This is a genomic window from Streptomyces sporangiiformans (genome assembly GCF_005768555.2).
Lineage (GTDB): Bacteria > Actinomycetota > Actinomycetes > Streptomycetales > Streptomycetaceae > Streptomyces > Streptomyces sporangiiformans.
The window spans coordinates 1-13,133 of record NZ_VCHX02000156.1; the positions used below are offsets into that span (position 1 = coordinate 1).

The 13,133-nt window shown below is 70.7% G+C and carries 13 protein-coding genes; 4 read left to right on the forward strand and 9 right to left on the reverse strand.

The features are described 5' to 3' along the window. Positions 1–164 precede the first annotated feature (164 nt). Positions 165–1,184, reverse strand: a complete 1,020-nt coding sequence (locus tag FGD71_RS24845; protein WP_181359265.1) for an SGNH/GDSL hydrolase family protein — start codon at positions 1,182–1,184, stop codon at positions 165–167. A gap of 182 nt (positions 1,185–1,366) precedes the next feature. Here FGD71_RS24845 and FGD71_RS24850 point away from each other — a divergent pair, with 182 nt between their 5' ends. Continuing rightward, entirely contained in the window at positions 1,367–2,758 is a 1,392-nt protein-coding gene (locus FGD71_RS24850; RefSeq protein WP_119102733.1) for a cystathionine beta-synthase, read from the forward strand. Between the two features lie 369 nt (positions 2,759–3,127). Here FGD71_RS24850 and FGD71_RS24855 read toward each other — a convergent pair whose 3' ends face one another. The 5 genes from FGD71_RS24855 to FGD71_RS24875 all read right to left on the reverse strand — a co-directional run bounded on the left by FGD71_RS24855 (position 3,128) and on the right by FGD71_RS24875 (position 7,085). Beyond that, the gene (locus tag FGD71_RS24855; protein WP_119102734.1) at positions 3,128–3,556 is read right to left on the reverse strand and encodes a hypothetical protein; all 429 of its coding nucleotides are present in this window, start codon (positions 3,554–3,556) and stop codon (positions 3,128–3,130) included. An 86-nt stretch (positions 3,557–3,642) separates the two neighbouring features. Continuing rightward, the gene (locus tag FGD71_RS24860; protein WP_119102735.1) at positions 3,643–4,578 is read right to left on the reverse strand and encodes an ABC transporter substrate-binding protein; all 936 of its coding nucleotides are present in this window, start codon (positions 4,576–4,578) and stop codon (positions 3,643–3,645) included. 158 nt (positions 4,579–4,736) lie between these two features. After that, a complete protein-coding gene (locus FGD71_RS24865) occupies positions 4,737–5,399 on the reverse strand; it encodes an ABC transporter permease (protein ID WP_119102736.1) in 663 nt (220 codons plus the stop codon). A gap of 4 nt (positions 5,400–5,403) precedes the next feature. After that, complete coding sequence (locus tag FGD71_RS24870) at positions 5,404–6,054, reverse strand: ABC transporter permease (protein WP_119102737.1); 651 nt, start codon at positions 6,052–6,054, stop codon at positions 5,404–5,406. Continuing rightward, the gene (locus FGD71_RS24875; protein WP_119102757.1) at positions 6,054–7,085 is read right to left on the reverse strand and encodes an ABC transporter ATP-binding protein; all 1,032 of its coding nucleotides are present in this window, start codon (positions 7,083–7,085) and stop codon (positions 6,054–6,056) included. Before FGD71_RS24875 ends, FGD71_RS24870 begins: the two co-directional genes overlap by 1 nt. Before the next feature lie 143 nt (positions 7,086–7,228). Here FGD71_RS24875 and FGD71_RS24880 point away from each other — a divergent pair, with 143 nt between their 5' ends. The 3 genes from FGD71_RS24880 to FGD71_RS24890 all read left to right on the forward strand — a co-directional run bounded on the left by FGD71_RS24880 (position 7,229) and on the right by FGD71_RS24890 (position 10,380). After that, entirely contained in the window at positions 7,229–8,779 is a 1,551-nt protein-coding gene (locus tag FGD71_RS24880; RefSeq protein ID WP_119102738.1) for an aromatic amino acid ammonia-lyase, read from the forward strand. Beyond that, positions 8,776–9,684 (forward strand): MurR/RpiR family transcriptional regulator, encoded by a 909-nt coding sequence (locus tag FGD71_RS24885; RefSeq protein WP_240436749.1) that lies wholly within the window; start codon positions 8,776–8,778, stop codon positions 9,682–9,684. The genes FGD71_RS24880 and FGD71_RS24885 overlap by 4 nt, the downstream gene beginning before the upstream one ends. Before the next feature lie 111 nt (positions 9,685–9,795). Further along, positions 9,796–10,380: a hypothetical protein gene (locus FGD71_RS24890; RefSeq protein ID WP_119102740.1), complete on the forward strand. Its 585-nt coding sequence runs from the start codon at positions 9,796–9,798 to the stop codon at positions 10,378–10,380. A 124-nt stretch (positions 10,381–10,504) separates the two neighbouring features. Here the strand turns inward: FGD71_RS24890 and FGD71_RS24895 are convergent, their stop codons facing one another. The 3 genes from FGD71_RS24895 to FGD71_RS24905 form a co-directional block, all read right to left on the reverse strand. Continuing rightward, positions 10,505–11,869 carry an APC family permease gene (locus FGD71_RS24895; protein ID WP_119102741.1) on the reverse strand — a complete coding sequence of 455 codons (1,365 nt, stop codon included), beginning with the start codon at positions 11,867–11,869 and terminating at the stop codon, positions 10,505–10,507. A gap of 170 nt (positions 11,870–12,039) precedes the next feature. Then, on the reverse strand, positions 12,040–12,414 hold the full coding sequence (locus tag FGD71_RS24900) for a roadblock/LC7 domain-containing protein (protein ID WP_119102742.1): 375 nt from the start codon (positions 12,412–12,414) through the stop codon (positions 12,040–12,042). A gap of 14 nt (positions 12,415–12,428) precedes the next feature. Beyond that, complete coding sequence (locus FGD71_RS24905; RefSeq protein ID WP_119102743.1) at positions 12,429–13,067, reverse strand: roadblock/LC7 domain-containing protein; 639 nt, start codon at positions 13,065–13,067, stop codon at positions 12,429–12,431. Positions 13,068–13,133 lie beyond the last annotated feature (66 nt).

Sequence of the window (13,133 nt, forward strand, 5' to 3'; positions counted from 1 at the left end):
GACCCCCATCGTTCGTCTTTCGGCTGCGGGTCGGTTGTGGCTGGTCGCGCAGTTCCCCGCGCCCCTGAAGGGGCGCGCCCTCACTCACCCGCAGTCGGCCACCGGCACACGACCCCGACCCACCCACCGGCAGCAGCGAGCCCGCTGAGCCCGCTGAGCCGGCCTCACGTCGACGGTGTAGGTGCCGGGTCCGTTGCCGGTACGCGGCGGCGGCGTCGGCGTTTGAGGAGGGCCCAGGGGCCGCGGGGCCCCGTGGGCATGGCGGCCGTGACCTCCGTGCCCGGCTCGGACGCCGCTTCCGCGGCCGCACGGGCCACCGGCAGGAAGCCCTCGCGGCGGGAGACGTCCGGGCGCTCCTCCTCCGCCGGCCACAGGCCGAGCGCGGCGCAGACCGTGGGGAGTACCGCCATCGCGGCCGTCGCGTAGCCCTCGGCGGAGGGGTGGTAGTTGTCGGGGCCGAACAGCTCACGAGGGTTGGCCTCGAACTCCGGGCCCAGCAGGTCGCCCAGAGACACCGTGCGACCCCCCTGCTCCACCGTGCCGATCGTCTGTGCCGCCGCCAGCTGCCGAGAGGCCCGGCGGGCCAGCCAGCGCAACGGCTGCTGGACGGGCTCGATGGTGCCCAGGTCGGGGCAGGTGCCGACGACAACCTCCGCACCGGCCGTACGCAGCCGCCGTACCGCCGCGGACAGATGGCGGACCGAGCGGGTCGGAGGCATCCGCTGCGTCACGTCATTCGCACCGACCATGATCACGCACACGTCGGGGATCCGAGCCGGATCCCCGAGGATCACCGCGACCTGGCGGTCCAGGTCGTCCGACTGTGCCCCGGGCAGCGCCACGTTCCGCAGCTCCACCGGCCGCTCGGCCACTGCCGCGAGCCCGGAGGCCAGCAGCGCGCCCGGTGTCTGGCGGGCCCGGTGCACCCCCTGCCCCGAAGCCGTGGAGTCGCCGAGCATGGTCAGCCGCAGCGGCTCATCGGCTGCCGCGAAGGAGGACCCGTACAGGCCGTCAGCGCTCGGCGGGTGCGGGCTGTTTCCGTTGCCCACCTGCCGTTTGGCCAGCTGTACCTCGGCGAGGACCAGACCGACCGTCGCCGCGCCCAGAAGCCCTATCCCGCCACCGCCGTACGCCGCGCCTGCCGCGATCCGCCGTGCCACCCTCGCCCTCGACAAGCTCGACATGCGAAGCCGCCACCTCCTCTAAGCCCGTACACCCACTGCTTGCCCCGTACGGACCGTCGCCCAATCTCAACGGCGCGTGAACGTACAGGACGTGCTCACGGCCTGTACGGCGGATTACGCCGGACAGGCCATAGGCTGACGGAACCACCCCGACCATTTCATTTGCAGCTCCGGAGACAACGGTGCAATTCCACGACTCGATGATCAGTCTCGTCGGCAACACCCCGCTGCTGAGGCTCAACAGCGTGACCGCCGGCATCCAGGCGACCGTCCTCGCGAAGGTCGAGTACTTCAATCCCGGCGGCTCCGTGAAGGACCGCATCGCCCTGCGCATGATCGAGGCCGCCGAGAAGAGCGGCGAACTGCAGCCCGGGGGCACCATCGTCGAGCCGACCAGCGGCAACACCGGCGTCGGGCTCGCGATCGTGGCGCAGCAGAAGGGGTACAAGTGCATCTTCGTGTGCCCCGACAAGGTGAGCACCGACAAGATCAACGTCCTGCGGGCGTACGGAGCCGAGGTCGTCGTCTGCCCGACCGCCGTGGACCCGGAGCACCCGGACTCGTACTACAACGTCTCCGACCGGCTGGTGCGCGAGACTCCCGGCGCCTGGAAGCCCGACCAGTACTCCAACCCCAACAATCCCCTCTCGCACTATCACTCCACCGGCCCCGAGCTGTGGGAGCAGACGGGCGGGAGGATCACGCACTTCGTGGCGGGCGTGGGGACCGGCGGGACCATCTCGGGTACGGGCCGGTATCTGAAGGACGTGAGTGACGGCAAGGTGCAGGTCATCGGCGCCGACCCGGAAGGGTCCGTCTACTCCGGCGGGTCCGGGCGGCCGTATCTGGTGGAAGGGGTGGGGGAGGACTTCTGGCCCACCGCCTACGACCGGACCGTCGCCGACGAGATCGTCGCCGTGTCCGACAAGGACTCCTTCCAGATGACGCGGCGGCTCGCGAAGGAAGAGGGGCTGCTGGTCGGTGGGTCCTGCGGGATGGCCGTCGTCGCCGCGCTGCGCGTCGCCGAGCGGCTCGGGCCCGACGATGTCGTCGTCGTGCTGCTGCCGGACAGCGGACGTGGCTACCTGAGCAAGATCTTCAACGACGAGTGGATGGCCGACTACGGCTTCCTCGACGACAGCGGTCCGAACGCGCGCGTCGGTGATGTGCTGAGCGACAAGGCGGCCGGTTCCATCCCCTCGCTCGTCCACATGCACCCGGACGAGACGGTCGGCGAGGCGATCGAGGTGCTGCGCGAGTACGGCGTCTCGCAGATGCCGATCGTCAAGCCCGGCGCCGGACACCCGGACGTGATGGCGGCCGAGGTCGTGGGCTCGGTCGTCGAACGCGAGCTCCTCGACGCCCTGTTCACCAAGAAGGCCTCGCTGGAGGACCCGCTGGAGAAGCACATGTCGCCGCCGCTGCCGCAGGTCGGCTCCGGTGAGCCGGTGGGCGACCTGATGTCCGTACTCGGCGCCGCCGACGCGGCGATCGTCCTGGTCGAGGGCAAGCCGACCGGTGTGGTCAGCCGGCAGGACCTGTTGTCCTTCCTGGCCAAGAACAGTCGGCAGTAAGAAATTCCGGTGAACTGCCCGCGCCGGAGGGGGACTTCCGGCGCGAGCGGTCGGAGCGGGACTTCGCGGAAGTGGTACGAGCGCGTCACGTCCGCGCAGCACACGCTTAACACGCGTCCGGCACATTGGTGGTTGTCGGCGAGGAGGGAGCGGCTCCCCGCCTCAGCCGGCACCGAACGGCGCCAAGGACCTCCGGAGCGGCTCCCGGACCTCCATGGACGCCACGGACGCGTAAGCCCGGCCCTGACCCGGCCCGCGTCCTTCGCGGGGACCGCCGTCGTCCCGCCCCCCGACAAGGGGGTGCGGCGGTCCCCGCGCCAAGCTTTCTGGACGCGGTGACTTCTGCGGTGGACGCGGTGACCTCTCCGGTTACTTCTCCCAGTCCGATTCCGGCTCGTCCTTGCGGCGGCCGAAGAGCGGGGTGTGACGCGTGGCCTGGACCACGTTGACCCCCACGATGCCCGCCCAGGCGACGAGGAGGCCGGGCAGGTCCGCCATGCCGCCGCCGATCGTGGACAGCGGGATCGCGAGGACCAGCGAGACGATTCCGAAGCCGAAGCGCTCGCCCCAGGTGTCGTTGGCCTGCGGGGAGCGCGATTCGCGGGCCACCACCATCTGCTGTTCGGCGAGCTGGCGGCGTACACGGCGATCCACCACGCCGTCCAGGCGCTGCTCGACCTTCTCCAGGAACGACTCGACCAGCGCGGAGTCGTAGTCGTCGCCCAGTTCCCTGCGCACATGCAGGGTGGCGTCGAGTTCCTTCTTGAGTTCGGCGTCGCGGGCATCAGTACCGGTCATGTGCTCACGGTAAGGAGCCGGAGACCGTTTGGCATTGGGGTTAGCCCCCCTGTCGCGGCGGGGCTGTACCCCCTGCGGCCGCTGCCCTACTTCTTGGTCAGGCCCTTCTTCTCGGCATAAGTGTTCGCCACGTCCTCCGGGTCCTTCTTGTCCTTGTCGACCTGGCGGTTCAGCTCGGTGAGGTCTGCCGTGGTGAGGACGTTGCCCAGTTCGGCGAGGGCCTTGCGGACGGTCGAATCGGCCTTGCGGTCGGCGATGAGGGGGACGACGTGCTGGCCGGGGACGAGGTTCTTGGGGTCGGTGAGGACGACCCACCCGTTGGCCTGGATGTCTGTGTCCGTGGTGAAGAGGTTCGCCACGTCCACGTCGCCCTTCTTGAGGGCGCCCTTCACCAACGGCCCGGAGGAGTCGAGGGACTTGAACTCCTTGAACTCCACCCCGTACACGTCCTTCAGGCCGACCACGCCGACCTCGCGCTTCTTCACCTCGGGCGCCGCCCCGATGACGAGCCTGCCGTTCTGCTTCTTCAGGTCGGCGAGGGAGGAGAGGCCGTACTTGTCGGCCGTCTCCCGGGTGACGGCGAACGCGTCGGAGTCCTCGGCCATGCCGTACGGCAGCACCTGGAGCCCGGCGGGCAGGGCCATCGCGAGGGCGTTCTGCATCTCTCCCTCCTCGGTGGCCTTCGACTTGGGGTCGATGTAGTGGAGGAGCGCGCCCTGGTATTCGGGGAGCAGGTCGATGTCGCCGCCCTTGAGGGCGGGGATGAGGATCTCTCGGGTGCCGAGGTTCGGGCGTACGTTCGTCTTGACGCCCGCGGCGTCGAGTACGGCCGCGTAGAGGTAGCCGAGGACCTGGTTCTCGGTGAAGTTGGCGGTGCCGATGGTGATGCCGTTCTTGCTGGAGCCGCCACCGGAGCCGACGTTGCCCTCGCCGTCGAGCGAGGTGATGCCGCTGCTGCAGGCGGCGAGCGCGGGGACGGAGGCGGCGGCGAAGAGCCCGCCGAGGAGAGTACGTCGGTTCATGGGTGGAAGCTCCTGAGTGGAGTTGCAGAGGTCGGGGGGCGCCCCGTCGGAGGGCGGCGCCCCATCAGGGGCGCGGGGCTTTCACATGTGCGGCTCCGCCGCGTGGGCGCGACCAGCCACATACGGCCCGCAGATTCAGGACGGCGCTGCGGGTGCGCCTACGCCGGGCGATGACGGAACAGCACCCGCTGGAGGCCGCTCAGCGCCAGGTCGAGCACGACGGCGACCACGGCCACGAGCACAGCCCCACCCAGCACCTGCACAAGGTCCCGCTGAGCAAGCCCGTCGAACACATACCGACCCAGCCCGCCGAAAGAGACGTACGCGGCGATCGTGGCCGTCGCCACCACCTGGATCAGCGCGAGCCTGAGGCCGGTCATGATCAGGGGGAGCGCCAGCGGCAGCTCGACCTGGAAGAGGACCTGGTACCAGCGCATGCCCTGTCCGCGCGCGGCGTCCCTCACGTCCGGGTCGACGGCGTTCATGCCCGCGTACGTGTTCGTCACGATCGCCGGGACGGCGAGGGCGACCAGGGCGACGTACACCGGCCACATCGACAGGCCGCTGGCGAGGAAGACCAGGACGACCAGGCCGACGGTGGGCAGGGCGCGGCCGAAGGACGCGAGGTTGATCGCGACGAACGCGCCGCGGCCGGTGTGGCCGATCAGCAGGCCCAGGGGGAGTGCGATCGCGGCCGCCACGAGGGTGGCCAGGAGCGAGTACTGGAGGTGTTCGGCGAGACGGTGGCCGATGCCGTCGGAGCCGGACCACTGCTCGCCGCTGACCAGCCAGCTGCCGAGGTTCTTGAAGAGTTCGTACATGGGCTCAGGCCGCCCTTTGCTTCCGGTGAGTCCACGGGGTGAGTACGTACTGGACGGCGACCAGCAGCGCGTCCGCGACCAGGGCGAGCAGGAGCGTCAGGACGACGCCGACGATCACCGGGGTCGGGAAGTTGCGCTGGAAGCCGTCCGTGAAGAGCTGGCCCAGGCCTCCGTCGCCGATGTAGGTCGCCACGGAGACGAGCGAGATCGACATGACCGTCGCGATGCGGACGCCCGCCATGATCACCGGGAGCGCGAGGGGGAGCTCGACGGTGAGCAGGGCGCGCAGGGGGCGCGTGCCCATGGCTTTCGCGGCTTCCTTGGTCTTCGCGGGGACCGAGTCGAGGCCCTCGACCGTGTTCCGGAGGAGGACGACCAGGGTGTAGATCGTCAGGCCGATGACCGTGGTGGTGCGGGTCAGGCCGGAGACCGGGAGGAGCAGCACGAAGACCGCGATCGACGGGATCGTGAAGAGGACGTTCGAAAGGCCCAGGAGGAGGCCTCGAAGGGGGCGGATCCGGTGGGCCACCACGGCCAGCGGGAGGGAGATCAGCAGGCCGAAGAAGACGGCGGAGAAGGCCGCCTGGAGGTGGGAGAAGGTGAGGGTGGTGAGGTCGTCGGTGTGGTCGCCTATCCACGACCAGTCGGTGGTCATCAGGCGGCCCGGGCTTCCTCGTGGGCGAGGCCGGCATGCGCGTGGATCTCGTCGCGCGACGTCACGCCGGTGAGGGCGCCGTCGGCGTCGACGCGGGCCACGAGTCCGGTCGGGGAGGCGATGGACTCGTTGAGGGCGGCGAGCAGGGAGTCGGCGTCGCTCAGCGGCCGTACGGGGAGTTCGGTGTCCTCGGTGCGCCAGTGCAGGGGTCTGCGGGCGCCGTCCAGCACCAGTTCCCAGGTGCCGCCCTCGGGGGCCGGTGCCTGCGGTATGCCCTCGAGCGCTGTCAGCGACAGGAGCTTGAGGCTGCGCTCGGCGCCCAGGAAGTCCGCCACGAAGTCGTCCGCGGGGTGCGCGAGCAGCTCGGCGGGCGGGGCGCACTGGACGAGGTGGCCGCCGGTGCGGAAGATCGCGATGCGGTCGCCGAGCCGGACCGCCTCGTCGATGTCATGCGTGACGAAGACGATCGTCTTGCTCAACTCCTTCTGAAGCCTGAGCAGTTCGTCCTGGAGCTGAGTGCGGACGACCGGGTCGACCGCACCGAACGGCTCGTCCATCAGCAGCACCGGCGGATCGGCGGCGAGCGCGCGGGCCACGCCGACGCGCTGCTGCTGGCCGCCGGAGAGCTGGTGCGGGTAGCGCTTGCCGGCCTCGGCGGTCAGGCCGACCGTCTCCAGCAGTTCCTCCGCCCGCGCCCGTGCCTTCCTGCGGCCCCAGCCGAGGAGCAGCGGCACGGTCGCGATGTTGTCGAGCACCGTGCGGTGCGGGAAGAGGCCCGACTGCTGGATGACGTAACCGATGGAGCGGCGCAGCTCCGCGGCGTCCTGTTCCAGCACGTCCCGGCCGCCGACCCGGATGGTTCCGGAGGTCGGGTCGACCATCCGGTTGATCATTCGGAGGGTGGTCGTCTTGCCGCAACCGGAAGATCCCACGAGGACCGTCACGCCACCTTCGGGCATCTCCAGGGAGAGGTCGTGGACCGCCGTGGTGCCGTTCGGGAAACGCTTGTGGACCGCATCGAATTGGATCATGAGGTGTCCCTTGCCCGACGTGTATATCGTCATGCAGAGTTCTTGGTATCTGAATAGGTTGTCAACGCTTCCGGGTAAATCGCTGGTTACGGATGACTGTCAGGCGAGATGGGATGTCTGTGTTTGGGAGGAGTTTGCGCGTGATGTCGTCTCGGATCGTGGACGTACCGGGGACCGCCGACCCGAACTCCGGCGCCCCCAACCCGAGTTCCCGTGCCGCCACGCCCGGTCTGGTGGTCCTCGATGGGTACAGCACCGGCGTCGCCGACGTCGTGCGCCTCGCCGACGGGGCCGCCCGGCCGGTCCCCGGCACCGAGGCGCTGAAGCGCGTCGAGGAGTCCTGGGACGCGGCCCGGCGGATCGCCGCGACCGGGCGCGTGTACGGCCGCTCCACCGGCGTCGGTGCCAACCGGAACGAGGACGTGCCGACCGAGGCGGCGACCGGCCACGGGCTGCGGCTGCTGCGCAGCCACGCCGGTGCGATCGGCGCGGAGCTGCCCGCGCGGCAGGTGCGGGCGATGCTGGCGGTACGGGCGAACCAACTGCTCGCGGGCGGGGCCGGACTGCGGCCCACCGTGGTCACGGCGCTGTGCGAGGCGCTGGAGAGCGGGGCGTATCCGGTCGTGAACGAGTTCGGCTCGGTGGGCACCGGGGACATCGCGGCGCTGGCCCAGGTGGGGCTGGCGCTGGCGGGAGAGCATCCGTGGCACGGGGTGGGCGCGCCTGCCCCACAGCCCCTCGACAACAACGACGCCCTCGCCCTCATCAGCAGCAACGCCCTCACCCTCGGCCAGGCCGCACTCGCCCTGCACGAGCTGCGCGGGCTCATCGGGGCCACGCAGGTCGTCGCCGCGCTGTCACTGCTCGCGGTGGACGGCTCGCACGAGGCGTACGCGGCACCCGTGCACGCCGCGCGCCGACACCGCGGGACGGCCGAAGTGGCCCGGCGCATGCGCGAGTTGATCGGCGCCGCCGATCACCCGACGCCGCCGCTCGGCCGCCTCCAGGACCCGTACGGATTCCGCTGCCTGCCCCAGATCCACGGCCCGGCTCAGGACGCGGCCGATGCCCTGGAGGAAGTCCTCACCGTCGAGATCAACGCCGCCGCCGAGAACCCGCTGATCTGCGCCGAGGACATGGCCGCATACCACCACGGCGGCTTCTACCAGGCCCAACTCGCCCTGGCCCTCGACCACTTCAGGCTCTCCCTCACCCAGGTCGCGCGGCTGTCGACGTCCCGGCTGTCGACTTTGAACGAGCCCGCCTACACCCGCCTGCGCCCTTTCCTCGCCGACCACGAGCCCGCCTCCTCCGGCGTGATGATCCTGGAGTACGCCGCCGGAGCCGCCCTCGGCGACCTGCGCGCCTTCTCCGCACCCGCCTCGCTCGGCCACGCTGTACTCTCCCGGGGCGTCGAGGAACAGGCCAGCTTCGCCTCGCTCGCCGCACGTCAGACGCTCCGTGTGTGCGATGCGTACCGTCTCGTCGTCGGCTGCGAGCTCCTCGCCGCCGTACGGGCGTTGCGCCAGCGCGAACTGCGGCCGGAACCGGATCTTCCGGTGGGCCGGGCGCTGGAACTCGCCGAGACGGTGCTCGACGCGGACCAGACCGACCGGCCGCTCACGGACGACGTGACGGCGGCGGCCGCACTGCTCGACCGGTTCACGGACATCTGGAGGGGGAGCACGGCATGAGCGTGGACAGGGGTACGGATGCGAGTGCGGGCGTGGAAGGAGACGCGGGCGTGGGCAGGAACAGGGGCGTGACGGACAGTTCTGCCGCGCGTCTGCAGGCGCTCTTCGAGGGGCACCGGCTGACACCGACGCAGCGGCGCATCGCGCACAGCATGGTGCGGCGGGCGGCCGACGTGCCGTTCCTGTCGAGCGTCGAGCTCGCGGAGCTCGCCGGCGTCAGCCAGCCGTCCGTCACCCGCTTCGCGGTCGCGCTCGGCTTCGACGGCTACCCGGCGCTGCGCAGACATCTGCGGGAGGTCACGCCCACGGAGCCGGTCGCGGACACGGCCGCGTACAACGAGTACCAGCAGGCCGTGGAGGCCGAGATCGAGAACCTGCGGCATCTGGCCTCCGTACTCGCGGACCCGCGGCCGGTGGAACGGGCCGGGCGGCTGCTCGCCGCGTCGCGTCCACTGCCGGTGCTCGGACTGCGCGCCGCCGCCTCCCAGGCGTACGGCTTCGCGTACTTCGCGGCCAAAGTCCATCCCGACGTACGGCTGCTGCACGAGGGCGGCACGATGCTCGCCGACCGCATCGACGCGGCGGCCCGGGCGGGAGCCACGGCTCTGCTGTGCTTCGCGCTGCCGCGGCATCCGCGCGAGGTCGTGGACGCGCTCACGCACGCCAAGGAGACCGGACTGACCGTGGTCACCGTCGCGGACTCGGCGTTCGCGCCGGTGGCGAAGGCGTCCGACCTGCTGCTGCCCGCCGCGGTCGGCACGGGCCTCGCCTTCGACACGGCCTGCGCGCCCATGCTGCTCGGGCGGGTGCTGCTGGAGGCGATGTGCGACGGCCTTCCGGACGCGCAGGCGAGGCTCGAGGAGTTCGACGCGCGGGCGGCGGCGCGGGGGCTGTTCGTGGAGTAGGCGCGGAAATCGGAGAGTTTCTCAGACTCGTCTCACCTTCGGTCACTACCCTGCGCGCCCGAAGAGACTTCGTACCTTCGACGAGGACGACGAGGACGAGGAGGCGGGAAGGTGGCAAGCGGAGGTCAGGGACTGGCTCGGGTGGCCGTCGTCGTACGGGCCGGGGCCGTGCCGTTGTGGTGGCTCGGAGTGTTCGCGGCGGGCATCGGACTGCTCGTGCCGGGCGTGACCGGACGCCGGATCGGGGTGATGGCGGGAGCCGCGCTGTTCCTCGTCACGGTGGCCGTGGCACTGCTGCCGCGCAGGAAGCGGTACGTCGCGCTCGCCGACGGCGCCGCCCGCGCGGGCAAGCACGATGTGCTCCAGGACCGGGCCGTGACCGTACGCAACTGGCGCCGGGGACATCGCTGGTGGCTGCTCCTCGCCTTCGTGGCCGCACTGGGCAGCGCGTTCGCGGTGCCCGCCGCGGGCGGCATGTTGCTCGCCGGGGCGGGGGTCGGCCTGCGCCTGAAGGCCGCCTGGCTCGGCCGCCTGGAGCGGGGTTCCGACGCCTTGCTGTGGGTCCGGGTGGACTGGCTCGACCGGGGGGCGGGTGCGCCCGCGGGCAAGCGGGTGAAGGGGTACCGGGCCACGGGTATCGCGGCGGGCGACGCCGCGCCTGGTGGGGCGCGGCGTCGGGGCGGGGTGCTGGTGTAGGACCACGCCTCGGCCTTCGGCCGGGCGTTGTTCTCCCACCCGCGCACCGCCTGTGCGGGCGTCGCAGTTCGGTGCGGGTTTCTTGTGGGGGTTCCTCGCCGTTGGCGGCTGCGGCAGCGCGCACTCAGTCCTCGCCCCGGACTCGGAGCACCACCTTGTTCACCGCCCACAGGCCCACGCCGATCGCGAGCAGGACGCCCGCGCGGATGTAGACGTCCGCCGGGCGGTCGGCCAGGGGGCTGGCCAGGATCAGGGCGGTGACGGCGCCGAGCACCGGGAGGACGGTGGGGGTGCGGAAGTGCGTGTGGTCCACGGGGTCGCGGCGCAGGACGAGGACCGCGACGTTGACCACGGCGAAGACACACAGCAGCAGGAACGCCGTCGTGTCGCCCAGGCCCTCGATCTCGCCCGTCGAGACCAGGCCGATCGCGAGCAGGGCCACGAAGACGATGCCCACCACGGGGGTGCGACGGCGGCGCAGCACGCGGCCCATGGCGCGGGGCAGGATGCGTTCGTTGGCCATGCCGTAGCACAGCCGCGAGGCCATCATGATGTTGATCAGCGCGGAGTTGGTGACGGCGAACAGCGCGATGAGCGCGAAGAGCTTGTGCGGGAAGTCGACGCCGCCCGCCTTCACGACCTCCAGCAGCGGGCCGCTGGATCCTTCCAGAACCTTGTAGTCGACGAGGAGTGACGAGACGAGCGCCACCAGCACGTAGATCGTGCCGGTCACCGTCACCCCGATGAAGATCGCCCGCGGGAAGGTGCGGACGGGGTCCTTCGTCTCCTCCGCCATGTTGACCGAGTCCTCGAAGCCGACGAAGGCGAAGAAGCCCAGGGCCGTGGCCCCCAGCACGCCGGTGATCAGGGCGTATCCGGTGCCGCTCGCCTCGAACTCGGTCAGCCGGGACGGCTCCCCGTCGCCCGTCAGCACGGCGTACGCACCGATCGAGAGGATGATCAGCAGGCCCGTCAGCTCGACCAGGGTCAGGATCACGTTCGTCTTCACCGACTCGGACACGCCCCGCAGGTTCAGCGCGGCGAGGAGCAGGATGAAGCAGATCGCGACGAGCGTCGGCGGCAGCGCGTCGCCCGTCAACTCGGCCAGATAGTCACCGCTGAACGCGCGGGCCGCCGCGCTCGCGGACGACAGGCCCGAGCACATCACCATGAAGGCGATGATGAACGTGAAGAAGGGGACCTTGAACGCCTTCTGCGTGTAGAGGGCCGCACCTGCCGCCTGCGGATACTTGCCGACGAGTTCGACGTACGACGCCGCCGTCAGGATCGCCACGGCGAAGCCGATGACGAAGGGCAGCCACAGCGCTCCGCCGACCTTCCCGGCGACGCTGCCCGTGGTGGCGTAGATGCCGGTTCCGAGGATGTCGCCGATCACGAAGAGGATCAGCAGCTTGGGACCGATGGCACGTTTGAGTGCCGGTTCCTCGGCCGGAGACTGCGCTCCGGTGCTCGTTTCGGTCGTGGACAAGAGAACCTCCCCCGGTCGGTGATCTGTCCGGGGGAGTACTGCCCGGTCGAGGGCCCGCGATGCGTGCGCGATCGATTCTCAGAGGTTTGTCAGAGGTTGTGCGCCTCGCGGCGCCTCGGGGCCCCGAAGGAGCCCCGAGGCCGCCGTCGCCGGACCTCGCCGGGCCGGCGTCAGACCTCCAGGTCCGCCTCGATCTTCTTCAACTGGTGGCGCGCCATCGCCAGGTTGGCCCGCTTGGAGTCGAGGACCAGGTAGAGGAAGAGGCCGTTGCCGCCGCGGCCCGTGATCAGGCGGATCAGGTGGTACGCGTCGGACAGGGTGATCAGGATGTCCTCGATTTCGCCCTTCAGGCCGAGGTGCTCCATGGTGCGCAGCTTGGCGCGTACGACGTCGGTGTTGCCGGCGGCCGCGACGTTGAGGTCGAAGCTCTTGCTGCCGCCCAGCGTGCCCAGCGCCATGCCGCTGGTGTAGTCGACGAGCGCGGCTCCGGTCGCGCCCTCGATGGAGGCGAGGGCTTCCTTCAACGCGGTTTCGGTGTTCGCCATGGTGTGGTGTCCTTTCAACTCTCAGTGGCGGTAGGGGGATTCGGGATCGCGCGGGTGTTGGTCCGCGCGCCGCCCCGGGCGTTCGCCCGCGCATTGGTCCGCGCGGTTCGGGCTCGTGTGGGGACGGCCTTGTCGGTGGATGTCGAGGTGGAGGTGGAGGTCGCTTCGGAAGGTGGTGTGGAGGTGGTCTTCGCCGTCGCCCTGGAGGGCAGTGGGCCGGTGGTCTTCGCGGGAGCCCTGGCCCCGGCTCCGGCGGTCCGCGGGGGCGGTTCGGCGCGGGCCGCCGCGGCGTCGACCAGCTCGCCGATGCGAGTGCCGGCGCGGCGCCCCTCCAGGTGCAGACGTCCGACGTTGACCCGGTCCTGCGCCAGCAGCGTCAGCACGGCCGACGAGCCCGCAGCGTAGGTCGCCACATAGCCGTTCACGCCGCGGACGAGCAGCTCGCGGAAGTCGCCCTGCCCGGTGGCGTCCGTCATCCGCAAGCCGACGCCCAGTACGGCGGCGGTCAGCGCGGCCAGGCCCTCCGGTTCCACGCCGGGGGTGTCCTGGGCGAGCACGAGCCCGTCGACGCTGGCCGCGAGTGCGCCGGTCAACTGGGGCACTCGGGCCCGCAACCGATGGAGCTCATCGAGGACTTCGGCCTCCGCCGCCATGAGCAGTCTCCTCTCGGCACGCTGTCGAAGCGCGCGGATCACAGGTCCTCCCGTACGTCGCCGCCG